At 34.7% G+C, this 24112-nt stretch carries 28 protein-coding genes, 1 tRNA gene and 2 other annotated features (1 of these 31 only partly in view); of the genes, 2 read left to right on the forward strand and 27 right to left on the reverse strand.

The genetic code is table 11. From position 1 onward, the window contains the following. From K5Q07_RS03395 to miaA, 15 genes are all read right to left on the reverse strand, one after another. On the reverse strand, positions 1–894 hold the full coding sequence (locus K5Q07_RS03395; protein WP_220729618.1) for a polyprenyl synthetase family protein: 894 nt from the start codon (positions 892–894) through the stop codon (positions 1–3). Further along, positions 894–1124, reverse strand: coding sequence for an exodeoxyribonuclease VII small subunit (locus K5Q07_RS03400; protein WP_034531065.1), 231 nt, complete (start codon positions 1122–1124; stop codon positions 894–896). Before K5Q07_RS03400 ends, K5Q07_RS03395 begins: the two co-directional genes overlap by 1 nt. Beyond that, entirely contained in the window at positions 1124–2464 is a 1341-nt protein-coding gene (gene xseA / locus K5Q07_RS03405) for an exodeoxyribonuclease VII large subunit (RefSeq protein WP_220729620.1), read from the reverse strand. Before xseA ends, K5Q07_RS03400 begins: the two co-directional genes overlap by 1 nt. Next, positions 2457–3314 (reverse strand): bifunctional 5,10-methylenetetrahydrofolate dehydrogenase/5,10-methenyltetrahydrofolate cyclohydrolase, encoded by an 858-nt coding sequence (locus tag K5Q07_RS03410; RefSeq protein ID WP_053791772.1) that lies wholly within the window; start codon positions 3312–3314, stop codon positions 2457–2459. Before K5Q07_RS03410 ends, xseA begins: the two co-directional genes overlap by 8 nt. A gap of 100 nt (positions 3315–3414) precedes the next feature. Further along, on the reverse strand, positions 3415–3816 hold the full coding sequence (gene nusB / locus K5Q07_RS03415; protein ID WP_220729621.1) for a transcription antitermination factor NusB: 402 nt from the start codon (positions 3814–3816) through the stop codon (positions 3415–3417). Then, complete coding sequence (locus K5Q07_RS03420) at positions 3816–4253, reverse strand: Asp23/Gls24 family envelope stress response protein (protein ID WP_220729622.1); 438 nt, start codon at positions 4251–4253, stop codon at positions 3816–3818. Before K5Q07_RS03420 ends, nusB begins: the two co-directional genes overlap by 1 nt. A gap of 45 nt (positions 4254–4298) precedes the next feature. Next, positions 4299–4862, reverse strand: a complete 564-nt coding sequence (gene efp, locus K5Q07_RS03425) for an elongation factor P (RefSeq protein ID WP_220729623.1) — start codon at positions 4860–4862, stop codon at positions 4299–4301. A gap of 172 nt (positions 4863–5034) precedes the next feature. Beyond that, the gene (gene rpmA / locus K5Q07_RS03430) at positions 5035–5331 is read right to left on the reverse strand and encodes a 50S ribosomal protein L27 (protein ID WP_034531059.1); all 297 of its coding nucleotides are present in this window, start codon (positions 5329–5331) and stop codon (positions 5035–5037) included. 21 nt (positions 5332–5352) lie between these two features. Further along, a complete protein-coding gene (locus tag K5Q07_RS03435) occupies positions 5353–5697 on the reverse strand; it encodes a ribosomal-processing cysteine protease Prp (protein WP_054606581.1) in 345 nt (114 codons plus the stop codon). Between the two features lie 14 nt (positions 5698–5711). Beyond that, positions 5712–6020: a 50S ribosomal protein L21 gene (gene rplU, locus K5Q07_RS03440; RefSeq protein WP_034531057.1), complete on the reverse strand. Its 309-nt coding sequence runs from the start codon at positions 6018–6020 to the stop codon at positions 5712–5714. Positions 6021–6038: 18 nt separating this feature from the next. Then, positions 6039–6115, reverse strand: a sequence feature (ribosomal protein L21 leader region). A 98-nt stretch (positions 6116–6213) separates the two neighbouring features. After that, positions 6214–6287 (reverse strand) — tRNA-Arg (locus K5Q07_RS03445). A gap of 75 nt (positions 6288–6362) precedes the next feature. After that, a complete protein-coding gene (locus tag K5Q07_RS03450; RefSeq protein WP_220729624.1) occupies positions 6363–6875 on the reverse strand; it encodes a hypothetical protein in 513 nt (170 codons plus the stop codon). Positions 6876–6965: 90 nt separating this feature from the next. Continuing rightward, positions 6966–8309, reverse strand: coding sequence for a type I glutamate--ammonia ligase (glnA, locus tag K5Q07_RS03455; protein WP_220729626.1), 1344 nt, complete (start codon positions 8307–8309; stop codon positions 6966–6968). A gap of 36 nt (positions 8310–8345) precedes the next feature. Further along, the gene (locus K5Q07_RS03460) at positions 8346–8714 is read right to left on the reverse strand and encodes a MerR family transcriptional regulator (protein WP_220729628.1); all 369 of its coding nucleotides are present in this window, start codon (positions 8712–8714) and stop codon (positions 8346–8348) included. Positions 8715–8791: 77 nt separating this feature from the next. After that, positions 8792–9721, reverse strand: coding sequence for a tRNA (adenosine(37)-N6)-dimethylallyltransferase MiaA (gene miaA, locus K5Q07_RS03465; RefSeq protein ID WP_220729630.1), 930 nt, complete (start codon positions 9719–9721; stop codon positions 8792–8794). 135 nt (positions 9722–9856) lie between these two features. Here miaA and K5Q07_RS03470 point away from each other — a divergent pair, with 135 nt between their 5' ends. After that, positions 9857–10033 (forward strand): DUF3042 family protein, encoded by a 177-nt coding sequence (locus K5Q07_RS03470; protein WP_220729631.1) that lies wholly within the window; start codon positions 9857–9859, stop codon positions 10031–10033. 48 nt (positions 10034–10081) lie between these two features. Here K5Q07_RS03470 and K5Q07_RS03475 read toward each other — a convergent pair whose 3' ends face one another. From K5Q07_RS03475 to K5Q07_RS03505, 7 genes are all read right to left on the reverse strand, one after another. Beyond that, positions 10082–10462 carry a rhodanese-like domain-containing protein gene (locus K5Q07_RS03475; protein ID WP_220729633.1) on the reverse strand — a complete coding sequence of 127 codons (381 nt, stop codon included), beginning with the start codon at positions 10460–10462 and terminating at the stop codon, positions 10082–10084. Positions 10463–10482: 20 nt separating this feature from the next. Beyond that, the gene (locus K5Q07_RS03480; protein ID WP_220729635.1) at positions 10483–11451 is read right to left on the reverse strand and encodes an ROK family glucokinase; all 969 of its coding nucleotides are present in this window, start codon (positions 11449–11451) and stop codon (positions 10483–10485) included. A 24-nt stretch (positions 11452–11475) separates the two neighbouring features. Next, positions 11476–11673 (reverse strand): YqgQ family protein, encoded by a 198-nt coding sequence (locus tag K5Q07_RS03485; RefSeq protein ID WP_034530853.1) that lies wholly within the window; start codon positions 11671–11673, stop codon positions 11476–11478. 30 nt (positions 11674–11703) lie between these two features. Further along, the gene (locus K5Q07_RS03490) at positions 11704–12330 is read right to left on the reverse strand and encodes a rhomboid family intramembrane serine protease (protein WP_220729636.1); all 627 of its coding nucleotides are present in this window, start codon (positions 12328–12330) and stop codon (positions 11704–11706) included. A gap of 34 nt (positions 12331–12364) precedes the next feature. Then, entirely contained in the window at positions 12365–12907 is a 543-nt protein-coding gene (locus K5Q07_RS03495) for a 5-formyltetrahydrofolate cyclo-ligase (protein ID WP_220729637.1), read from the reverse strand. A 53-nt stretch (positions 12908–12960) separates the two neighbouring features. After that, positions 12961–13110: a 50S ribosomal protein L33 gene (gene rpmG, locus K5Q07_RS03500; RefSeq protein WP_034530852.1), complete on the reverse strand. Its 150-nt coding sequence runs from the start codon at positions 13108–13110 to the stop codon at positions 12961–12963. Positions 13111–13245: 135 nt separating this feature from the next. Continuing rightward, positions 13246–15309 (reverse strand): peptidoglycan D,D-transpeptidase FtsI family protein, encoded by a 2064-nt coding sequence (locus tag K5Q07_RS03505; RefSeq protein WP_373310033.1) that lies wholly within the window; start codon positions 15307–15309, stop codon positions 13246–13248. A gap of 113 nt (positions 15310–15422) precedes the next feature. On the opposite strand from K5Q07_RS03505, the gene K5Q07_RS03510 reads away from it, so the two are divergent. Continuing rightward, on the forward strand, positions 15423–18035 hold the full coding sequence (locus K5Q07_RS03510; protein ID WP_285289181.1) for a YfhO family protein: 2613 nt from the start codon (positions 15423–15425) through the stop codon (positions 18033–18035). A gap of 23 nt (positions 18036–18058) precedes the next feature. Here the strand turns inward: K5Q07_RS03510 and greA are convergent, their stop codons facing one another. The 5 genes from greA to pheS are packed head-to-tail and all read right to left on the reverse strand — an operon-like array spanning position 18059 to position 23865. Beyond that, a complete protein-coding gene (gene greA, locus K5Q07_RS03515) occupies positions 18059–18535 on the reverse strand; it encodes a transcription elongation factor GreA (protein ID WP_034530847.1) in 477 nt (158 codons plus the stop codon). Between the two features lie 22 nt (positions 18536–18557). Then, positions 18558–19232, reverse strand: a complete 675-nt coding sequence (udk, locus tag K5Q07_RS03520; protein ID WP_034530846.1) for a uridine kinase — start codon at positions 19230–19232, stop codon at positions 18558–18560. Between the two features lie 21 nt (positions 19233–19253). Further along, entirely contained in the window at positions 19254–20378 is a 1125-nt protein-coding gene (gene mltG / locus K5Q07_RS03525) for an endolytic transglycosylase MltG (protein WP_220729643.1), read from the reverse strand. Positions 20379–20400: 22 nt separating this feature from the next. Beyond that, positions 20401–22812 carry a phenylalanine--tRNA ligase subunit beta gene (gene pheT / locus K5Q07_RS03530; protein WP_220729645.1) on the reverse strand — a complete coding sequence of 804 codons (2412 nt, stop codon included), beginning with the start codon at positions 22810–22812 and terminating at the stop codon, positions 20401–20403. Positions 22813–22824: 12 nt separating this feature from the next. Continuing rightward, positions 22825–23865: a phenylalanine--tRNA ligase subunit alpha gene (gene pheS, locus K5Q07_RS03535; protein ID WP_220729646.1), complete on the reverse strand. Its 1041-nt coding sequence runs from the start codon at positions 23863–23865 to the stop codon at positions 22825–22827. A 39-nt stretch (positions 23866–23904) separates the two neighbouring features. Beyond that, positions 23905–24112, reverse strand: a binding site (T-box leader); it runs 11 nt beyond the window's last position.

A 24112-nucleotide genomic window follows, 5' to 3' on the forward strand; every position in this document is an offset into this window, starting at 1 on the left:
CTATTTTTCTATTTTAAAATAATCTAAAAATGATGATAATAGCTCAATGTCTACATCATTTTCTTCTTTTAATTCGTCTAAAATTTGACGACTGTGGTTGATTGTTTCTTCTAGATAAGAATATGCCTTATCTAATCCCAAATGATTAGTATACGTATTTTTTACGTCATCTTGGTGAACTGGTTTACCAAGCTCTTCTGAACTTGAAGTGACGTCTAAAATATCATCATAAATTTGAAAGGCCAGACCGTAGTCGGCACCGAATTGATTTAATTTATCAATGACGCCTTGGTCCGCATCAGCCAAGATACCACCAGAAATCATAGCATATCTAATTAAGGCCCCAGTCTTTCCTTCGTGTAGCTTCTTAATTTCATCCAATGATAACTGCTTGTTTTCATTCAAAATATCCATTGATTGACCAGCAACCATCCCGGATGGTCCAGCTAATTTAGATAAATAATAAGTCAATTGAGCTTTTTTATGATCATCCAAATGATTATCTGTTAACCATTGAAAAGAAAGCGTCAATAAACCATCACCTGCTAATGTTGCTAATCCGGCACCATAAATAACATGGTTAGTCTTTTTTCCACGTCTCAAATCATCATTATCCATTGCTGGCAAATCATCGTGAATTAATGAGTAAGTATGAAGTAATTCAAGAGCACTAATTGCCTTTAAATCATCCTCTGTCATGTCATGATTCAACGTCTTTAGAGTTGCGATACTCATAAGTGGTCTTAATCTTTTTCCACCAGCCATTAATGAATAACTCATTGATTCAGCAAGTTGATCATTACTAACGTCTTTTTTAACCTGACTGGCTAATTGTTGTTCAATTTTTGGCTTATATTCATCGATAAAATCAGTCAAAAGTACAGATTGATTCATTACTTATCTTCACTTTCTTTTTCGAATGCAACTTCGGAATCATCATCTGTCATTTCCTTAGCTAATGTCTTTTCGGCATTCTTCAAGGTACTTTGTAGTTCACCACTTAGCTTAACTCCTTTTTGGAATTCGCTTAGTGCCTTTTCCAAAGGAATATCACCTTGCTCTAATTCGGAAACGATTTGTTCTAGTTTGTTCATGTTATCTTCAAAGCTTGCTTTTTCAGCCATTATTTACTCTCCTTTTTTACCTCGTTAACGGTTGCTTTTGCATATCCATCAATTAGTTTTAATTCAATATCATCGTTTTTCTTAATGTCATCAACCTTTTTAATGACCTTGCCTTCGCTGTTAGTTGTAAAACTAAATCCACGAGACATAACTTTTAGTGGGCTTAGATGATCTAGTGCATCCACTCTTTGTGTTAGTTGGTTTTGCTTATTCTGAATTAACAACATAATATTTCTTTTTAATTGATTATCTTGCACTTGCAAAACTTGTTGTTGTTCTTTAATTAAGTTCTTTGGTGAATTAATTTTTAAATTGTAAACCAAATCATTTAATTTTCTATCTGATTGATTAATTGTTTCTTTTAGTGAATTCATCAATCTTTCGTTTAACATATCAATTTTTTGAACATATGAGTCGTACAATCGTTCTGGTTGCTTGAAAATATATGATTGTTGAATCTTAGCCAATCGTTGCTGTAATTGATTTAATTTATTTCTGAACGCATTAAAAATTCGAACCTGATCATTTTTAATGTCAGTCATAACGTCAGTCAACACCGGAACAGCAAGTTCAGCAGCTGCAGTAGGTGTTGCTGCTCTAACGTCAGCAACTAAGTCCGCAATTGTCGTGTCAGTTTCGTGTCCCACTGAAGAAATTACAGGAATCTTACTGTCAAAGATTGCTCTAGCTACGATTTCTTCATTGAATGGCCAAAGATCTTCGATGGAACCTCCACCACGTCCGATGATCAATGTATCAAAATCGTCTCGTTCGTTAACACGGTTAATTTGACGAACAATATCGGCAGCAGCTGCATCCCCTTGCACTACGGCAGGATATAAAACGATTTGAGCAATTGGATACCTTCTTCTAGTAGTTGTAATAATATCTCTAATAACAGCTCCACTAGGTGAAGTAACTACCGCAATTCTCTTTGGATACTTTTCCAAGGCCTTTTTAGGAGCGTTGAATAATCCTTCAGCAGATAGCTTTTTCTTTAACTGTTCATATGCTTGATACAAGGCACCAACACCATCTGGTTCCATGTGATCAATATAAATTTGATAGTTACCGGTTGCTTCATAGACTGAAATTCTACCAGTAACTAATACTTTCATTCCTTCTTCGGGTTTAAACTTAACCTTACCGAAAGCGGATTTAAACATGATAGCACTTATCTTGGCGTTATCATCCTTCAAGCTAAAGTATTGATGTGCTGGTCTCAATCTAAAGTTAGAAATTTCACCTGTTAAATAAACCTTATCTAAATAGGGATCACGATCAAATTTTTTCTTAATATAGCTTGTTAAATCGCTAACACTTAGGTAATCATTACCCATTAATATCACTCCACTTTGATAGTTCTACGGTTTGTCTCATCAATGTAGCGATGGTCATTGGACCAACACCACCAGGTACAGGAGTTATGTATGAGGCTTTTTTAGCAATTCCATCATAATCAACGTCCCCAACTAATTTACCTTCATCATTCACGTTTTGACCAACGTCAATTACAACGACGCCATCTTTTACATCGCTTTCCGTCACTGTATTAACCTTACCAGTAGCAGATACAATAATATCGGCGTCTAATGTGTATTCTTTAATATTTGCATAGTGGTTTAACACTGTTACTTCTGCACCAGCATTGATTAATAAAGCTGCCATTGGTCTACCAACGATGGTACTTCTACCAATTACAACTGCTTTTTTACCCTTTAAATCAATACCGTATTCTTCAAACATTGTCATAACACCCTTAGGTGTACATGCGACAGGATAGTTACTTTGTTCGTTTAAGAATAACTTACCAGAATTAATCACTTGGAATCCATCCACGTCTTTATCTGGGTTAATTTGGCTCATAACGTATTTTTCATTAATGTGCTTTGGTAATGGTGATTGAATCAAAATTGCATCAATGTCATCGTCATGATTATAGTCGTTCAAAATGTTCAATAATTCATCTTCAGTGGTTTCTGCAGGAAGAGCCTTAACGATTGACTTAATTCCTAATTGTTGAGCTTTCTTATGCTTGCTTCTCACATAGCGGTGGCTAGCTTGATCATCCCCGACGATAATCACAGCTAGACAAGGATTTTTACCTTGTTCGTTTAATTCTGAAACCATATCTGCAGTTTCTTGATTAACTTTCTTTGCTAAAGATCTTCCATCAATAATATTGCTCATCGTAAAACCTCCAAAGGATTATTTAATTCTCTTTTATTTTAGCATATAAAAAAATGTTTATGTAATAAAAAAAGACTCGCTTTTACGCGAATCAATTTTCTTAATCAATTGTGTTTTGTAAAACAGCATTAACAAATTTTCTTGAGTGATCATCACTGTATTTCTTTGTTAATTCAATCGCTTCGTTGATTGCCACCTTTGTAGGGACATCATCGACGTATTTAATTTCAAAAAACGCAAGTCTTAGAATTGCAAGATCAGTCTTGGCAATTCTGTTAATGGACCAACCGGAAACAAGATATGAGATTATACTATCGTCTAAGCTATCCTTATTTTCGATAACTCCATCTACTAAAGTATTATAGTATGATGGAATTTCTGTTTCTTCATCGGTTCTTGAGATAGCATGAAAAAATAGTTCTTTATCGGTTGTATCATTTGCATTGATTGCAAACAATGTTTGAAATGCATACTCTCTTATTTTATGTCTAGTAAATTCCACTATTTTTCACCCTTATCGCTACTATTGCCGTTTAATAAACTTTTTGAATTAGCTCTTTTACTTTGCTTTTCATGAACGACACCTTCTACATGGACGTTAACTTCACCCAAGTCAAGTTCAGTCATGAATAGAAGTTGTTGTTTTACTTGTTCTTGAATTTCTAGAGCAACTTTAGGAACAGAAACCCCGTAATTTAGATATACGTAAACATCAACAATTAATTTTTCATCTTTAAAATTAAGTCTAATGCCTTTACCCATTTCTTTACGTCCGAATAGTTCATTAACACTTGTTGCCAATGACCCACGCATGCGTTTTACGCCTTTAACTTGGACAGAGGCAATACTTGCGATTACTTCCAATACATTTGGTGAAATCTGAATATCACCAAGCTTTGAACTAGCCTTTGGTAAAGAAATATTTGTTTGTTCTGCCATAAAAATTACCCTCCAATCAAAATAAAAGCATCAATTGTTTATTAATTAAGCTCTTGAGATGTATGTTGCATCATTGGTGTTAATAACTAGCTTGTCACCAGCGTTAACAAAGAATGGTACTTGTACAATTAAACCAGTAGTCATAGTAGCTGGCTTGCTACCACCTGAGGCAGTGTTACCTTTGATACTTGGTTCAGTTTCTGCAACTTCTAGAGTAACAGTGTTTGGTACTTCGATACCGATAACTTCATTTTCGTATTGAACGATACTTACATCCATGTTTTCTTGTAAGTAGTTTAAAGCATCCTTGATCTTGTCACCAGGTACAGTAATTTGATCGTATGATTCCATATCCATGAATACGTAACCTGCACCATCTTCGTATAGGTATTGCATGTTTCTAGTATCAATTTGTGCTTGTTCCATCTTAGCACCGGAACGGAAAGTCTTGTCTTGAACAGCACCTGTTCTTAGGTTCTTAAGTTTAGTACGTACGAACGCACCACCCTTACCTGGCTTTACGTGTTGGAAGTTAATGATACGCCAAATTGCGTTATCTACTTCAATAGTTAATCCCGTTTTAAATTGGGCAGTTGAAATTGTTGCCATGATTAAAACTCCTCCTAGTATTACTAATATGTTTTATATGATAGCAATGTTAGTGCAGCGATTGCAATCGTAATCGTTACTACCATTGTATCATGTTAGCTTTATTTAAATAAGTCTTTGGTAATAAAAAAAGCCTGAAAATAAATCAGGCTTTTTCTACATTATTCACTAATTACTTAGCAACTGCTTCAGATACTGGGTATACTGAAACTTGGCGCTTGCTGCGGCCCATACGTTCAAAACGTACAACACCATCAACTAAAGCAAATAAAGTATCATCACCGGCACGCTTAACGTTTTTACCTGGGTAAATGTGAGTACCACGTTGACGGTAAATGATTGAACCAGTAGTAACTTTTGATCCATCAGCAGCCTTTGTACCTAGACGACGACCAGCAGAGTCACGACCGTTGGCTGTTGAACCTCCCCCTTTATGGTGAGAGAAGAATTGTAAATTCATTTCTAACATTGGATTACACCTCCGTACAATTTAATCTATTGTAATATCTAATTTAATATAATCAGCATAACTTTGAGAAATATCCCGCATTCCATTTTGGAATGTCGATAAGATTGCTTGAGCAGCAATTTCATCTTCGGAAGAATTAGCTTGAGGAATTGTAACTTCCATAAAACCACCTTCGATGTCATCACTGACAACTTTAGGTTCTAAGTTTGCAACTTCTGTTAATCCATTTACTGTAGAAATAGATAAAACAGAAACTGCAGCGCATACAATATCCTTACCATACTCACCTGAATCAGCATGACCGGATAAACTAAAACTAGTAATACGATCACTTTGCTTATCATGAATAATATTTGCTAATATCATTTTTTATCCTCTAATTAAGCCTTGATTGAGTCAATCATAACCTTAGTGTATGGTTGTCTATGACCCTTCTTAGAACGAGAACCCTTCTTAGGCTTGTAACGAAGAATAGTAATCTTCTTACCACGGCCTTGCTTTTCAACAGTACCTTCAACTGAAGCACCGTCTACAAGTGGAGTACCAACCTTAGCTGAGTCACCACCAACGAAAACTACTTGATCAAAAGTAACCTTTTCACCTTCGTTTGCGTTTAGCTTTTCAACGTAGATTGCTTCACCTTCAGCAACTTTGTATTGCTTTCCGCCTGTTACGATAATTGCGTACATAATGTGCACCTCCTTGAATAATATGCTTAGACTCGCCGAAAATAAGCGCTCCTTAGAGAAGACTTAATACTCATTTCGTGCGGTTGTAGCTGTGAAAGTCCACAAATACAACAAAGTAAGTATACATATTTTGAATAATTTAGTCAAGAAAAAAAGCATATCATAAGTGATATGCTTCAACAATTTATTCAAATGTCGCGAGAGAGATTCGAACTCTCGACCTACGGTTTAGAAGACCGTTGCTCTATCCAGCTGAGCTATCGCGACATCAAAACTCAACAAAAAACATTATATCGGATAATCGACATCGTGTCAATATCATTTTTAAATCAATTAAAATTTTTATAATGAATTAGTTTCACTAAATTGAGTTGACAATGACTTATCATCAACGCCAAGGTCTACTATACCAAATTTTAGGAACATTTTCCAGGAAAATTGGAAATCTTTTTTAGAATGATTATAAAATCCATTAAACATCATTCGTTTGATTGATAAATATACTTGATTGAAGTCTCGATCAGCATCGATGCTTGTAATTTTATTGAAATCATCTTCATCAATAACAATTACATCTAACCAATTATGAACACTGGCAAACAACAAATAATAGTTTGTTACATTCACTACATCTTTAGTAATCATATCCTTGTAATTTTTAACATCAATGTTTTCTTGATCTTTTTTATATACAGAGAATCGCTTTGAATCCTCTGCAAGTTTAGCTAACGCTAAATCCAATTGGATAAATAGTTTTTGTTGCTTATTATTGCCATTTAAGAGCAATTGTTGCTTTTGCCCCATGCTATTAAACTTGGCAACCGCTTGTTGAATCATTTCGTCAAATTTTAGCAATCTAAACACCTCGTATTTATTTTATCATTATGATCATCATTTGAAAAATAAAAAAGAGTCGGCATAAACCGACTCTTTTTCAGATGTTTATTAGTATTTTTCCATGTATTGGTTACGTTCCCAATCAGAAACTTGAGCACGGTAAGCATCGTATTCTAAATGCTTAGCAGCTAAGTAACTGTTGAAAATCTTTGAACCTAATGCATGCTTCATTGTTTCATCAGCAGATAACTCTTCTAGAGCATCTAGTAAGTCATCTGGTAAGTTAACAATTTCGTTTTCTTTTCTTTCTTGAGCATCCATTCTGTAGATGTTACGGTCAATACTCTTAGGAGGCACGATACCGTTCTTCAAACCATCTAGACCAGCTTCTAGAACTGAAGCAATTGCTAGGTATGGATTTGCTGAAGCATCAGCACTTCTTAATTCAAGACGTGTAGCTTGTCCACGAGCATTTGGTACTCGGATAAGTGGAGATCTATTTGAACCAGACCAAGCAACATAAACTGGTGCTTCGTATCCAGGAACAAGACGTTTATATGAATTTACCAAAGGGTTACAAATTGCAGTGTAACTCTTAGCATGTTTGATTAAACCACCTAAGAAATGGTAAGCAGTTTCAGATAACTTCAAGTCACCATTTTCATCGTAGAATACATCACCACTATCGTCAAATAATGACATGTTTAAATGCATTCCAGAACCATTGATACCACTTAGTGGTTTTGGCATAAATGTAGCGTATAAGCCGTATTTTCTTGCGATTGTTTTAACAACTAATTTAAATGTTTGAATATTATCAGCAGCGTTTAAAGCATCTGCATATTCGAAATCAATTTCATGTTGACCAGGAGCAACTTCGTGGTGAGCTGCTTCAACGTCAAAGCCCATTTCTTCCAATGTTAGAACGATTTCACGACGACAGTTACCACCTAAGTCAAGTGGTGCCATATCAAAGTAGCTACCTTCATCATTCAATTTAACAGTTGGCTTGCCATCTTCATCCATCTTGAATAGGAAGAATTCAGGTTCAGGTCCAATATTAAATGATGTAAATCCAGCATCCTTCATGTCTTTTAGAACACGGATTAAGTTATTTCTTGGATCACCTTCAAATGGTGTTCCATCAGTTTTGTAAACTTCACAAATAACTCGAGCAATCTTACCGCGTTCTGAACTCCATGGGAAAATCATCCAAGTTGATAAATCAGGATGTAAATACATGTCACTTTCTTCGATTCTTACGAATCCTTCGATTGATGATCCATCAAACATAATTTTGTCATTTAATAAATCATCTAATTGACTGATTGGAACTTCAACGTTTTTTAAAGTCCCTAAAACATCAGTAAACATTAAACGTAAGAATTTTACGTCCTCTTCTTTAACAATACGACGAATGTCGTCTTTTGAATAATCATGCTTTGTAGCCATATACATCTACTCCTAACGTATTCAACATTAAATTAGTTAAAAAGAATTATTTGCAGCATCATGTGAATTTAATCCACCGATGTTCAAAAGTTCATCAGATAAAATTTTACGTGCTTCTTGATCAGTTAATTCCTTCGCATCGTTATTCTTGTTATTTTCTTTACGTTTCTTGTAGATTTCTTGAATTTTGGCAATATTTAAACCTTCGTCTAAATAATCCTTAATTTCTAAAATCACGTCGATATCGTTCAAAGAATACATACGGCGGTTACCATCATTTCTTTCAGGTAAAACCAAACCCTGTTCTTCGTAATATCTAATTTGTCTTGCGGTCAAGCTAGTTAACTTCATAACAGTTCCGATTGGAAGTACTGAAAGCGAACGTCTTAAATCCTTTTCTTTCATATCTAACTCCTTCTAACAACATTATAATAACATTATATTTTAATATGTCAATATTCAATGTAATAACTTCTCACATATTATGGCACTTTTTTGTCATTTAGCCAATTAAATACATCTTTTTCGATGCTTTTTACAACTTCTATGTTAGATATTATGTCATACCAGTTAACTTTCATCTTATTTCTAAACCAAGTTAGCTGCCTTTTGGCATAATGTCTAGAATCTTTTTTAATTAATTCAGAAACATCATTTAAATCTAAGTCACCGTGGAAATAATTGATAAATTCGCGATAACCAATCCCCTTATATGCTGGTAAGGATACGTCACCTTTTTGATCTAACCATTTTGCTTCATCAATCAATCCTTGCTTAAACATAATATCAACACGTTTATTGATGCGATCATACAATACTTTTCTATCAGTATTAAGTGCAATAATATATGGATCTATTGATACATCATTATTTGTTTGTTCAGAAAACTTAACCCCAGTATTGTGATAAACTTCTAGCGCTCTAATTACCCTGCGTTCGTTTTCTTCACCAATTTTTCGAGCAGATACTTCATCAATGCTATTTAACTTAAGCCATAAGGCGTGTTTACCGTTTTCTTCAGCAAACGAATGCATTTGATTTCTGTAATCCTCACTATCGTAATGGTCACCACCAAGATTTAATCCATCAACGAGGGATTGAATGTAGAATCCTGTTCCACCCACAATAATAGGGAGTTTTCCTCTTTTATGAATATCATCAATTAAACGATTAGCTGAATCAATAAAATCAGCTGCTGAATATCTTTGATCAACATCAATAATGTCTATTAAATGATGAACAATTCCCTGTGATTCTTCTTTAGTCACTTTAGCCGTTCCAATGTCTAAGTGTTTGTAAACTTGCATCGAATCACCAGAAATAACTTCACCATTTAACTTTTTAGCCAACTTAATTGATAAACTTGTTTTACCAACTGCTGTTGGTCCAACAATTATTAGCACTTTTTGCATATTATCCCACCATTTCTGCCTATATAAGTTTAGCATATAAAATATCGAATTAAAATATACTTAAGACTGGATAAATAAATAAAAAAACATCATAATAGGAGGTGTAAAGCAAATTATTATATAGGAGGACTTAAAATGAAAAAATTCGCTAAAGGATTCTTTGTTGGTGCATTAGCAACTTCAAGCGCAGTTGCTGGAGCATTATTCTCTTTCAAGAAAAAAGTTGTGGACCCTGTTGAAGATCAAGCTGACAAACTAGAAGAAAACAGAAAAAGAGTTGTTCGCAAACAACGTTCTGCTCACTTAAACTAATATGAAACAATAAAAAAGCACTTTACATATTGTAAAGTGCTTTTTTATTTACTTCTTAGTCTTTCCATTCCAGTTTCTAAAACCTGATTTTAGAATATAGATATCTTTGTATCCATTCTTACCAAGTAGAATAGCCGTCTTAATACTCAAAGTTTTACCTTGATCGTATAAGTACACTGGCATGTCTTTTCGAATGTTCTTATAAAACATCTTAATTGTTGAGTAAGGAATACTTCTGGCACCTAAAATGTGACCGGATTCAAAATCTCTGTTTTCTCTTAAGTCAACAATTTGTCCCTTGTGACTACCTTGTTTGAATTCTTCTTCATCAACAAAAGTAGCAACACGGTTTGCTCTCATTCTTGTAATGCTGTTATAGATTAGGATTGCTAATAAAATAACAACAATTAAAAGCATGGATGGAATCATGTGTTATTACACCCCTAATGTTATTTGTTAATGTTTCTTAAAGCTAATGAACCGGCACCAATAACCCCAGCATCGTTACCTAATTGAGCTAGACGAATCTTGGTAGAATCTCTAACGGGTCTAAATGCATTTTCTTGGAAGTACTTAGTTGTTGGTTGTAATAATGTGTTTCCGGCGTTTGAAACACCACCACCGATAACAATGTTGCCAGGGTTCAATGTGTTACCAACGTTAGCTAATGCAAGACCTAAGTAGTAACATACGTAATCTACAACTTGGTTTGCAAAAATATCACCGTTGTCAGCTAGGAAGAAGACAACCTTTGAAGTTACTTCTTCACCTGAGTTAATCATTTCCTTTAGTCTTGATTGACCAGTGAATTCGCTTGAAAGGTTCTTAGCAACCTTAACAACACCAGTAGCTGAAGCGTATTGTTCTAGACAACCACGCTTACCACAAGTACATTCGAATCCACCTGGTTCAACAGTAATGTGACCAATTTCACCGGCACCGCCGTTAACACCGTGAGCTAATTCACCGTTAACGATAACACCTCCACCAACACCAGTTCCTAGTGTTACGAATACAACGTCTGAGTCCTTACTTCCGGCACCCTTCCAGTATTCACCTAGTGAAGCAACGTTAGCATCATTATCTAAAGCGAATGGTAGGCCTAATGCTTTTTCGATTTGATCCTTAATGTGTTGGGTAGTCTTCCAGTTTAGATTGTAAGCCCCAATTACAGTACCTTCCTCACGGTTTACTGAACCTGGAGTTCCCATTCCAATTCCAATAAAGTCGTCAATTTTATGATCAGAGTCCTCCATCTTTTTTGAGATAGAGTTAATGATATTTGGAACAATATTTTCTCCGTTAGCGCTTACATCGGTGGTAATAGCCCACTTATCTAAGATTTCACCGCTATCAGTTAGGAATGCCAACTTAGTTGTTGTACCTCCTAAATCGATTCCAATTAACTTACGTACCATTTTAGTTTCCTCCTAAAAATTGTATTATTTCTTTTCTTCGATTCCATGTTCATGTTTTAATACAAGCTTTGCCTGTATGAACTCTTCTTTAGTTACAAGTCCGGCATCATGTAGATGATCAAGCTCTAATGCCATGACCTCTATATCCCACAATCTTTTGCCAACGTAAACATAGATTCCAAATTTTTTTAAAAGTTGTTGAACATCGTACAACGTCTTCATTTTCCCACATCCTAACGAAAAATGCACTAATTAATTTGCAAAATAACCAGTTTTTAAGCAAAAATATGCAAATACAATCAACACAATTAATGCCAATATTTTCTTCACCATTGGAATTTTAAATTCTGATGGTAGTCCGACTACGTAGGGTAACAAGAACCCTGCAATTAGACCACCCATATGTCCGACAATGTCAATGTCTGGTGACATAAAATCAAATCCAATGTTTAAGACAATCAGTAATAGAAAACTTTGTGACATCCTTCTAACGTACATATTATCATGAAAAGTTTCACCTAACATCAAGAATACACCGAACAATCCAAAGATAGCGGTACTTGCACCAGCACTGGCACCATTTGAGAAAGCAAAACTAGCAATGTTTCCAAATATTCCTGACAACATGAAGATTACAAGGAATCTAATATGTCCAAAAATTTTTTCAAGCTGAATCCCTACATAATATAAACTAATTCCATTCATTAAAATATGTAGAAATGATAGATGAATAAATATCGGTGTTATAAATCTCCACCATTGGCCAAATTCAACCAATGGACGATACATAGCGCCATAATTGATAATCGTATCAGTCGAGTTAGTTGCTAAACCAAATAAATATACAAATACGATAATTGCAATAATTCCTTCTGTCATAAAAGGAGTATCATCTATGTTTCGATATAAACGATTATTTGAAATCTGGGTGAATAATTGTTTCAACTTGTTGATCAAAATCATCTACTTTCCATATTGATTTTTCATACATTCTAATTCTATCAGCAAGTGCAATAGTATTTCCAGGATAATCAACCAAAACACGGTCGTAGTATCCGCCACCATATCCTAGTCGATTATTATTAGCCATATCAAATGCCATCCCTGGAACAATCAATAAATCAATATCATTAATGTCGACCTTTGGGCCATCAAGTGGTTCTGATATACCCATTTTATTAACGAACAGCTCGGTTTCCTCATTGTACTCAATAAAATCCATATCGCTTTTACTAATCACTTTAGGCACGTAAACCTTTTTATTTTGGCTAAGGGCCATTTCAATAATTGGATTTGTATCAATCTCAATATCAGTACTTAAGGTGACACCAACAGAAGACGCATTTATCCACTCATCAGTCTCAAACAACTGATTATATAAATATTGTACATCTTCTATATTATCTAAATTTTTAAGCTTGTTTAAAATTTCTTTTCTAGCGGCTGATTTATCCATCTATTCACTTCCCAGAATATAAAAAAAGGATTTGGGCCTTTAAACCCGAATCCTTATTTTGTTTCACGATGTAATGTAACTTTTCTTTCACGTGGACAGTATTTCTTTAATTCCAAACGATCAGGGTTGTTACGACGACTCTTAGTTGATAAGTAATTACGTTCGTGACATTCTGTACATTCTAAAGTAATGTGTACTCTCATCTTAGTTACACCTCCAAGTTAGTTGTATTTTTAATTTTTATATAAACAACTTTCAACTCTTAATATATTATCATTTTTTATCCGATTTGACCAGAGTTTATATAAATATTGTTAAGGAAAATTACTTAACAGCAATTATTTCAAGCCACTGTCGGATTGAACGTACTTCCAGTAAGCTTGATAAATCTTTTGAGCTAAGTCAATATTATTGCTTTCTGCGTTACTTGGCAAGTTTGGAATTGCAACTACCACTACCACTTGTGGGTTATCTGAAGGAGCAAATGATCCTAAACTCAAAGTAACGGTTTCAACTGGCTTAGAACCCTTCTTTCCACTTGAGTAGAATGTTTGGGCAGTACCAGTCTTGGCTGAAATTGATGGTTTAACAGTATTTAAGGTAATACCAGTTCTGTATTGGTTGGTACCATGAACAACCTTGTAGAAACCATCTGTAACAACCTTTCTTTGGGAAGCAGTCATATCAATCTTGTTTAATACAGTTGGTGTAACGGTGTACTTAACTCGACCTAACTTACCACTCTTGTTTGAAGCACGAATACTTTGAACAACGTGAGGTTGAATTCTGTATCCACCATTAGCGATAGTAGAAATGTATTGAGCAATTTGCATTGGAGTGTATGCATCGTAGTTACCGTAAGATAAATCAAGTGCTTTACCAATGTTTGCTGAACCACTTGGACCTTGAATACCCTTTGTTTCACCAGGTAAATCAATTCCAGTGTACACACCTAAACCAAATTGGTTGAAGTAACCTCTCATGATGTTGAATACGTCTGGATTCATTGTTAATGCTCCACCTTCAACATAATTAAACTTAGCTTCCTTCATCGCTAATTGCATCATGTATGAGTTAGATGAAACTTCAAGAGCAGTTGATGCATCAAGAGCAATATCATGGTTACCATCTTGGTTAAACCATGATGCCTTTCTAATTCCACCGGTTAAGATTGGTTTATCAGTTAAAGTAGAATTAGTTGGTGTAATGACCTTATCCATTAAGGCACCGGAAATCATTGCCCCCTTAACAACAGAACCCATAACGATTGAACTATTGATGGTTCCTAGGGCATTTGGAGTTTCCTTACCTGTTTGCGGATCTCGGTTCACACCGGCCAATCCGATAATTCCACCAGTGTTAGGATTCATAACAACTGCATAAGCACCAGTTGAATTACCAGTTCCTTGATCAGCTTCTTCAACTAATGATTGAATTTTCTTTTCAAATTCTGAATTGATGGTTAATTGAAGGTTGTCACCCTTTTGACCACCATATTGTTTAACGGCTTTATCTAAGCTACCACCCTTAATAAGAGTTTGTGACTTTGAACCACGTAAAGTAGATTCGTATTTTTCTTCTAGGTAACTTTGACCAACACTATCGTTTCTAGAATAACCTTCTGCCAACAAAGTATTAATTCTGTCACTTGGTAGCCCAACTTTTTCAGAAGAAACAGTCCCTACAATACTTTGAATGGCGTTTCCGTTTGGATATTCTCTTGTCCAACTATCACCAATTTGTACACCAGGCATTTCATCTAAATGTTCACCAATTTCGGCAATTTCCTTATTAGTAACGTTCGTTGTCTTAATGTATGTAGTTGATAATTGATAAGAACCACTCATTTTTTGGAAGATTTCAGCTGCATTCTTGGTAGCTTTGTCGGAACTGTAAAGCTTATCATCCATAACCTTTTTAAGTTCTAAAACATATTGTTCGCTAGTGCTTGAACCCTTAGGGAAAGTAAGACTGTTCGTTACCTTCTTAAGGTTATCAGCATTAGATAAGTAGAAATCCGCTTCTTGACGAGGCGTTAATGATGAGGTGTCGACAGTTAGATACTTACCTAATGTGTTTGCAATCTTATATAGGTCGGCACTAGTTACAGATAATCCCTTAGTGTATTGAATAGCTTGGTGCGCTTTGTTTCCAACAAGGACACGACCGGTAGAATCGTAAATCATCCCTCTTTGGACATTTCCATACTTAACAGAATTATCGGATCTGCTAACTTCGGCTTTATATTGGTTTCCGTTAACAATCTGTAGGTAACCCAATTGGATTAATAGGATTGCAAACAGTGCTCCAACAACTGTCAGAATAATGTTTAATCTAAATGGTACCTTTGAATTTTCTCCACGATTGCCGTGGTGAAATATTTTTTGCAAAAAACTATTCAAAACAATCTAACTCCTTAATTATTATATGTTAATCAGTCATTTACTCTGGTTTATTGTATACTATAGTAGGTTACTTTATAAGTAATAATTAAAATACATAGGAAGTATTTACTATGATTAATTCAATTAAAAGAATCATAAAAAAACACAGCTTATATTTATTAAGCTTTTTCATCCCTTTTATTATTATGGCATGTTACTTTGCTTACCGCAATATGTTTCCATTTGGAAATAGTAGTATTTTAACTGTTGACTTAGGTCAACAATATGTCGATTTGTTCGCTTATTTTAGACGAACGGTTCTGTCTTTAGACCTACATAGCTTATTATACTCATTTTCAAATGGATATGGTGGAGAAATGATTGGAATTTGGGCATATTACCTATTAAGTCCTCTAAACATCATTCTGTTAATCATCCCCGCTAAGTTCATCAACTTTTCTATTCTATTAATAATTTTATTTAAATATGGTTTATCTGGATTAACCTTTAGCGTTTTCCTTAAACATAAAGGTGTCAAAAAAGATTTAATCATTTTATCAATGGCGGTTGCCTATGCCCTTAATGGCTGGATGATTGCTAACCAATTAAACGTAATGTGGTTGGATGGTGTTGTCTTGCTTCCCATTATTATCTTGGGAATCGATCAAATACTGAAGAATAATAAATATTACCTTTTTATCATTAGTTATACTGCAATGCTAATCATTAACTACTACATTGCATACATGATTACACTATTTTCAATTATTTATGTAATTGGTAACTTACTAGTCAATGATTCCATTCATCGACGTTTCCGCAAGCTTATCGCAGTTGGCGGAAGCCACATTGTATCATTGTTACTAGCAGCATTTATTTTCTTGCCAAACTTACTTGAATTAAAAAACGGAAAAGCCGCTTACACTTTATCAACTGTTAAATGGAAGGTCGAATATAATCCATTGAAGATGATTAGTAAACTATTTGATGGTAGCTTTAACTTTTCTCAAATGCCGAGTGGTTATCCCAACATTTTTGTTGGATCAATTGTTATCATCGGTTTTCTAATCTTCTTTTGCAACAACCAAATTCAGTTAAAACGTCGAATTATGACTTTATTAATTACATTAATACTAGTCGTTTCAATGTTCTTTGAACCACTGGACCTAGTCTGGCATGCAATGCAATTTCCAATTTGGTATCCTTATCGTTTTTCATTTATCTTCTGTTTTTGGGTTATATATGTCGCTGCAATCGGTTTGGACAAACAAGTTGAACACATTAAGCTAAAAGAAATTCTTATTTCTGGTGTTATCTTATTAGCTGGATTAAGTTACGCAGCTTTAAACATTAATAGTTTTAACTACATGTCGTTAACCAAATATCTGATTTCTCTTGCATTCATCGCAATTAGTTTTGTAGTTATTCATGTTTCCAATAAAGATAATAAATACTATCTACTTTGCCTACTAGTTATTACAGTCGGCGATACTGGATTAAATGCGTTTAACTCATTAAACTCAATTAGTTATGTATCAAACGATGATTACATGAAGTACACTGCTACTTTGAACCGACATGTTAATGATATTAGGCAAAAGGATAATAGTTTTTATCGTATCAGTAAGGACTTCTATCGAACCAGAGATGATCCGATTGGGTCAAATTTCTATGGTGGTTCAACATTTTCATCAACGCTAAGAAAATCTACTCCTGACTTCAACCAGAAAGTCGGGAATGCTTATACCACCGGATCAATTGACTATTCAAATGGAACAATTGTAACTGACTCATTGCTTTCATTTAAATACTTTATCAATACGATTAACTACAACAAAGCCTATCCAATGATTCAAAAGAGCAGCAATCGTTATGACATCGTCAATAACGACGTTCAAAAAATTGATATTTTCCAAACATTTAAGTCAAACAACTCATTCCCACTTGTTTACACCGCATCCGACAATGCATTTTCAAAAATCATTGCTTCGGATCCAATTAAGTATCAAAACTCAATGGTAAAACAGGTAACCGGAAATAATAGCGATGTGTTTAGCGAAAACATGCATTACACTATTCTTTCTCAAAATACAAACGCAATAACCGGTTTAAACAACCAAGTAATTGCTAAAAACAATCTATTAAAAGATGGTCAAATCACCATTAAGTATCAACACAAAAAAGGCATGGTTCCATACTTAATTGTTCCCGCATCAATGAATCAGCAAAAATGTATCATTAAGGTAAATGGTGAAGAATTAAATCTACCAAGTGAATTTCAAAGCACTTTCGTAGTAAGCTTACCAAATAATAAGGATAATCAAATTACCATTAAATTATTAAACGACAAAGTATACACTAACGAGTTTAATATTGCATCCTTAAACTTACCTAAATTTTTAAATGAAACTAAGGCCATTAGAAAACAAAACAATTACATCAAACTAAACAACAATACTGTTTCAGCTAATATTAACGTATCTACAAGGCGTCAAGCAGTAGCGACATCAATTCCATACTCAAACGGTTGGACATTGACCATCGATGGAAAAAAACACCCTATCAAGATAATTAACGATGAATTCATTGGATTTGATAATCTTCCTATTGGTAAACATAAAATCAAGTTATCTTTCTATCCAGCTGGATTAAATGCGGGTATATTAATATCATCAATCACATTACTATTAATGATTGGATTTTATCTATATACGAAAAAAGATAATAAAAAAGGACTCGTTTAATCGAGTCCTTTTTTATTATCAAATTATTCAACACTGATAATCTTAACTTTCATATCACCAGCAGGAATTTCGATAACTACTTCATCATTTACCTTGTGACCTAATAGGCCTTTAGCAATTGGTGAATCGTTTGAAATTTTACCTTCCAATGGATCTGCTTCAGCAGCACCAACGATTTGGTAAGTTTCAGGATCTTCATCTGGTAGTTCTTTAAAAGTAACCTTCTTACCAACGTTGACCATATCACTTTCAACGTCGTCATTATCAACAACGTCAGCGTATTGTAGCATGTGCTCTACAGTAGTGATGCGGCTTTCTAGCATACTTTGTTCATTCTTAGCTGATTCATATTCAGAGTTTTCTGATAAATCACCATAACTTCTGGCAATCTTAATTCTTTCAATGATTTGTGGACGTTGATTTAATCTTAAATCTTCCAATTCAGCTTCAAGTTTTTGTTTACCTTCGACGGTCATTGGATAGCTTTCATCTTTAGCCATTATAAACTCTCCTTTAAATTAATTAGATTGTTGTATCAATATTATTGAATACCTTGTTGTTACCGTGTTTTACCAAGATTGATTGAATCTTAGTTGTTAATAAATCAATCGCAACTTGGTTCTTACCACCTTCTGGGACGATGATATCAGCATAACGCTTACTTGGTTCAACAAATTGATTGTACATTGGTCTAACAGTTTCCAAGTATTGTTGGATAACTTCGTCCAATGTTCTACCACGTTCCTTGGTATCTCTTTGAATTCTTCTTAAAATACGGATGTCATCGTCTGTATCAACAAACACTTTGATGTCCATTAGATCTCTTAGACGCTTGTCATCTAGGATTAAGATTCCTTCAAGAATGATAACGTCACGTGGTTCTTGAGTAACTGTTTCAGTACTACGATTTAATTTAGTGTAGTCATAAACCGGTTTTTCAATTGCTTCATAGTTTAGAAGCTTATTTAAATGTTCTAGTAATAAGTCACTATCAAAAGCTAATGGATGATCGTAGTTAGTTTCTTCTCTTTCAGCCATTGTCTTATGTGATTGATCCTTGTAGTAAGAATCTTGTTGCAAAATCATAATTGAATGACCCAATAGTTGGTTAAAAATGGCACGACTAACAGTAGTTTTACCACTACCTGAACCACCAGTAACACCAATAACAACGGGACGCTTTTTCTTTTCTACCATAATAATCTCTCCATAACCGATTTATCTCATAACACTATCATTGCCGATTAAGTCATCGACATCTTTATCATCATTATAATACTTAACCTTCTTATCATTCATATTAACACTATATGCTAAATAAAAAGTAGTCATATCCTTAGGATTCAAAATTGAATCTAGCGATTTAACCGTTGGGTTATTAATTGGGCTAGGTGGGAATCCTGTATTTTTATACAAATTGTAAGGAGTTGAAGCATTATAATCTTTCTTTGAAAGTTTTTGTCCAGAAACTTTACCATTAGCATACCTAATAGAAGATTGTACTTCAAGAGGTAAATTGCTATTTAGACGATTATATAATATTCCCGCAATCTTTTCTTGCTCTTTTTTATCAACATGATTGTGTTCGATAAATGAAGCCAAAGTAATTGCTTCATCGACTGTTAGGTTTTGTTTCTTTATTTCCTTGAAATATGGACTAAATTCATAATTGGTTTTAGCAACCATTTGGCTAACAATTTGTTTTAAACTCACATTTTTTTGTGAATTGTATGTTGCTGGATATAGGTATCCTTCCAACACATACTTTCTATTCTTAGCCTTAAATGCAGAATCTAAAAGCTTAGGATATTTTTCCTTCAACTGATTCAAGAAGTCCTTATCTTTCATTAAATTCTTGAAGTCATCACTGGAATATTGACTGCTTTGTTCTACCGATTGGGCAATTTCATCGATGTTATCACCCTCGCGAACAAGTAATCGGCCATATTTACCTTGTAGTGGTTGAGCTGACCCACCTTTTTTCAATTTATCGGCAATCTTTTGCAAACTCATTGAAGGTGAAAGTTCATAGTAACCCGCCTTTAGACCTGAATAGTTGTGACTATTTACAAAATAGTCGAATACTAGACCACTTTTAACAATTTTATTGTCTTGTAAGATTGATCCAATTTTCTTATCGGAAGCACCCATTGGGATTCGAACTTGGATTAATTCTTTATCCTTAGGATTCAATGGTTTTAGTGATTCTTTAACATATTGATGTCCAAGAATAAATATGAAAACCCCTAAAACTATTAAGATGGCGATAATACTTAGTGAAATCTTTTTGCCTAGATTAGTGTGCTTCTTTTCGAAATCATTGGAGTTCTTTTCTTCATTCAAATCAGTTTCCTCCATTTAAAAATTAACGTATTTCTACATTGAATTCTTTTTCTAGATTTCTTTGCACTTTTTCCATTGCATTATTTACATCATCATCAACCAAAGTATCATGCTTGTTTTGGAATGTTAATGAGTATGCTAATGATTTTTTGTCTTCAGGAACGTGTTCACCCTCGTATAAGTCAAACAACTTAACATCTACCAAGTATGCTCCACCACGTTTTTCAATGACCTTAACGATTGAATCATTTTCAACGTCCTTGTCAATTAACATTGCGATATCACGCTTAATTGAAGGGTATTTTGAAACTAGTTCGTAGCTTTGTTCCTTCTTAGGTAGGTCGATAATGGTTTGTAGGTTTAAATCAAAGACATAAGTTTCATTAATCTTAAATTGCTTTGCAATCTTTGGATGAACTTGTCCAACAAAACCAACGTAGTGACCATGAACAAAGATGTCAGCTGTTCTACCTGGATGCATTTCTGGATAAGTTGCATTAGCAACGTAACTAATTTCACCATTTAGGCCAATTGTTTCCAAGTATTCGTTAACGATTCCCTTAATTTGGTAGAAATCAACGTTTTTAGCAGGTTGATTCCATGAATTATCAACTAATGAACCAGTCATTGCACCTGCTAAATGTTCAATTTCATCTGGTTTAACGACATCTTCGTTTTCCTTGTAGAATACACGACCTTGTTCATATAGAGACACGTTATCCACTTTTCTAGCCTTGTTGTAAGCAATATCGTCTAATAATCCTGAAACCAGGTTCATTCTCAAGGTAGTATGATCACTACTCATTGGGTAGCTTAAATCAGTTTGAGCTGATTGTCCCATCATAAACATTTTAGCCTTTTCTTCGGTGGTCAATGCATATGAAATCGCATGAGTTAAACCAAGACCTTCTAGAATGTGACGACTGTCTCTGATTAATTGTTGTTGTTCATTTAGTCCACCAGTTGTCATCGTAGTAGTTGGTAAAGTACTTGGTAAGTTATCGTATCCATAAATTCTAGCAACTTCTTCAATTAAGTCAGCTTGGATATGGATATCACCACGTCTAGTTGGAACAGTTACAACTAAATCGTCACCAGTTGCTTTAACACCAAAGCCAAGTCTTTCAAAGATATCAGTTACTTCTTGAACACTTAGTTTCATACCAAGAACATGGTTAATACGTGCAACTGAGATTTCGATAACAGCAGGCTTTGCTTCATACTTACTACCAACTAGAACATCGTTAGTTACTGAGCCATTAGCAATTTCTCTTGCCATTTCACTAGCTGAAGATAATACATCTTCAACAGCCATTGGGTCTACACCACGTTCAAAACGTTGTGAAGCTTCAGTATGGATAACGTGTTTTCTAGCCATTTTTCTAACTTTAATTGGATCAAAGATTGCGCATTCAAATAATACATTTTTGGTATCAGCGGTAATTGAACTATCCATACCACCAATTACACCAGCCATTGCGATTGGACCATTATCATCAGCAACTACTAAATCATTTGAATCTAATTCAACTTCATTTTCATCTAAAGTAGTAATTTTTTCACCGTCATTAGCGTATCTAACTGATACTTTGCCAGAAAGTTTGTCTAAATCGTATGCGTGCATTGGTTGACCAAACTTAAGCATTGAATAGTTTGTAATATCAACAATGTTGTTTACTGGTTTAATACCCGCATTCCAAAGTCTAACTTGCATCCATAGTGGACTTGGTTTTACTTCAACATCGTTAACAACACGGTTTAAGTAAGTCCAAGCAATTTCTTCATTAACATCGCTTTGAATTTGATCTGAGGTCAACTTTTCTGAAGTTTCACTAACCTTGTCTAAATCAAATTTAGCAGGTTTGTTGTAAATAGCAGATAAATCATGAACTGTTCCGTAAATGCTAAGCATGTCACCACGGTTAGGAGTTACATCTAAATCAATTAGTGCGTCATCCATACCAAGATACTTGTAAACATCGTCACCTAAAGTAGCATCTTCAGGTAAGAAGTAGATTCCATCGGCCCATTCCTTAGGAACAACATCCTTAGGGTAACCAATTTCATCTAATGCACAAAGCATCCCATTGGATTGAATTCCACGCATCTTTGATTTTTTGATTTTCATGTTATCAGCAACTCTGGCACCAGATAATGCAGTGATAACATTTTTGCCTACTTGAGCATTAGGAGCTCCACAGACAATTTGTACTGGTTCATCTTCTCCAACATCAACTTGGCAAATGTGTAAGTGATCTGAATCTGGATGGTCTTCCATTTCCACAATCTTACCTACAACGATTTTTTTAAGTCCATCGCTAGGTTTGATAACAGAGTCAACTTCGACTGATGAACGTTCAATTTTTTCGGCTAATTCGTCAGCAGGAATATCTAGGTCAATGTATTCCTTTAGCCAATTGTATGAAATTTTCATTAGTATCTCTCCTTAATTAAATTGCGATAAAAATCTAACATCGTTTAGGTAGAAATCACGAATATCTTCTACACCGTATTTCAACATTGCAAAACGATCTGGACCAAGTCCGAATGCAAAACCACCGTAAACATCAGCATCAACGCCGGCCATCTTCAACACGTTTGGATGTACCATCCCGGCACCTAGAACTTCAATCCAGCCAGAATGCTTGCATACGTCACAACCCTTACCATCACACTTGAAACAAGTAACGTCTGCTTCAACTGATGGTTCAGTGAATGGAAAGTAACTTGGTCTTAAACGAATATCATATTTGTTACCAAACAATTGGTGTAATAGATATTCAAGGGTTCCTTTTAAATCAGCCATTGTAATGTTCTTATCAATCACAATTCCTTCTACTTGGTGGAATTGGTGTGAATGAGTAGGATCGTCGGTATCACGTCTGTATACCACACCTGGTGAAATCATCTTTAAAGGACCCTTACTGAAGTCATGTTTTTCAAGAGTTCGTGCCTGCATAGGAGAGGTTTGAGTTCTCATCAAGATTTCTTTTGTAATGTAGAAAGTATCTTGCATATCTCTGGCAGGGTGATCCTTTGGTAGGTTCATCATTTCAAAGTTATACTTATCTTCTTCTACTTCTGGACCGCTTTTAACTTCGTAGCCCATACCAATGAACATGTCACAAATTTCGTCAATGATTGATTGAATAACATGTGGATGTCCCTTAGCAACTGGAGTGCTTGGAAGAGTAACATCAATTTTTTCAGCAACTAATTGTGCTTCCAATGCTTTGTTTTCTAATTCTGTTAGTTTTGAATCTAAAGCATTTTGGATTTCATCCCTGATTTCGTTGGCATAACTACCAACTTCAGGTCTTTTTTCAACTGGTAAGTCCTTAATACCTCTTAGTGCTTGGGTAATTGGACCTTTTTTACCAAGTAAATTAACTTTAATTTCTTTAGTAATTTCGTTAACGTCGGTTGCTTGATTGATTTGAGCAATTCCATCATCACGCAACTTGGTTAAATCATCTTTTAATGACATAGTCTTCTCCTCTCATTTCAACAAAAAAAGCCCCATCCCAAAAGGGACGAAGCTTCGCGGTACCACCCTAGTTTATGAACTACAATTTGTAGTTCATACACTCTAAATCCATAACGGTGGAATACCGGATTATTTTTCGTTAATTGTAACTCCCAATATCAGTTCAGAAAATGAATTCAGCTGACTTGTGACTATTCTCATCAAATATAGTCTTTCTGTATTGTTTGCCGCCTACTAATTTTTCTTC

Origin of the sequence: Apilactobacillus zhangqiuensis (assembly GCF_019656215.1) — a bacterium.
Taxonomy (GTDB): Bacteria; Bacillota; Bacilli; order Lactobacillales; family Lactobacillaceae; genus Apilactobacillus; species Apilactobacillus zhangqiuensis.

Coding starts and splice junctions, on each gene's coding strand:
- K5Q07_RS03395 (WP_220729618.1), bottom strand. CDS start 894: ATGAATCAATCTGTACTTTTGACTGATTTTATCGATGAATATAAGCCA.
- K5Q07_RS03400 (WP_034531065.1), bottom strand. CDS start 1,124: ATGGCTGAAAAAGCAAGCTTTGAAGATAACATGAACAAACTAGAACAA.
- xseA (WP_220729620.1), bottom strand. CDS start 2,464: ATGGGTAATGATTACCTAAGTGTTAGCGATTTAACAAGCTATATTAAG.
- K5Q07_RS03410 (WP_053791772.1), bottom strand. CDS start 3,314: ATGAGCAATATTATTGATGGAAGATCTTTAGCAAAGAAAGTTAATCAA.
- K5Q07_RS03420 (WP_220729622.1), bottom strand. CDS start 4,253: ATGGCAGAACAAACAAATATTTCTTTACCAAAGGCTAGTTCAAAGCTT.
- efp (WP_220729623.1), bottom strand. CDS start 4,862: ATGGCAACAATTTCAACTGCCCAATTTAAAACGGGATTAACTATTGAA.
- rpmA (WP_034531059.1), bottom strand. CDS start 5,331: ATGTTAGAAATGAATTTACAATTCTTCTCTCACCATAAAGGGGGAGGT.
- K5Q07_RS03435 (WP_054606581.1), bottom strand. CDS start 5,697: ATGATATTAGCAAATATTATTCATGATAAGCAAAGTGATCGTATTACT.
- rplU (WP_034531057.1), bottom strand. CDS start 6,020: ATGTACGCAATTATCGTAACAGGCGGAAAGCAATACAAAGTTGCTGAA.
- glnA (WP_220729626.1), bottom strand. CDS start 8,309: ATGGCTACAAAGCATGATTATTCAAAAGACGACATTCGTCGTATTGTT.
- K5Q07_RS03460 (WP_220729628.1), bottom strand. CDS start 8,714: ATGAAAGAAAAGGATTTAAGACGTTCGCTTTCAGTACTTCCAATCGGA.
- miaA (WP_220729630.1), bottom strand. CDS start 9,721: ATGCAAAAAGTGCTAATAATTGTTGGACCAACAGCAGTTGGTAAAACA.
- K5Q07_RS03470 (WP_220729631.1), top strand. CDS start 9,857: ATGAAAAAATTCGCTAAAGGATTCTTTGTTGGTGCATTAGCAACTTCA.
- K5Q07_RS03475 (WP_220729633.1), bottom strand. CDS start 10,462: ATGATTCCATCCATGCTTTTAATTGTTGTTATTTTATTAGCAATCCTA.
- K5Q07_RS03480 (WP_220729635.1), bottom strand. CDS start 11,451: ATGGTACGTAAGTTAATTGGAATCGATTTAGGAGGTACAACAACTAAG.
- K5Q07_RS03485 (WP_034530853.1), bottom strand. CDS start 11,673: ATGAAGACGTTGTACGATGTTCAACAACTTTTAAAAAAATTTGGAATC.
- K5Q07_RS03490 (WP_220729636.1), bottom strand. CDS start 12,330: ATGACAGAAGGAATTATTGCAATTATCGTATTTGTATATTTATTTGGT.
- K5Q07_RS03495 (WP_220729637.1), bottom strand. CDS start 12,907: ATGGATAAATCAGCCGCTAGAAAAGAAATTTTAAACAAGCTTAAAAAT.
- rpmG (WP_034530852.1), bottom strand. CDS start 13,110: ATGAGAGTACACATTACTTTAGAATGTACAGAATGTCACGAACGTAAT.
- K5Q07_RS03510 (WP_285289181.1), top strand. CDS start 15,423: ATGATTAATTCAATTAAAAGAATCATAAAAAAACACAGCTTATATTTA.
- greA (WP_034530847.1), bottom strand. CDS start 18,535: ATGGCTAAAGATGAAAGCTATCCAATGACCGTCGAAGGTAAACAAAAA.
- udk (WP_034530846.1), bottom strand. CDS start 19,232: ATGGTAGAAAAGAAAAAGCGTCCCGTTGTTATTGGTGTTACTGGTGGT.
- pheT (WP_220729645.1), bottom strand. CDS start 22,812: ATGAAAATTTCATACAATTGGCTAAAGGAATACATTGACCTAGATATT.
- pheS (WP_220729646.1), bottom strand. CDS start 23,865: ATGTCATTAAAAGATGATTTAACCAAGTTGCGTGATGATGGAATTGCT.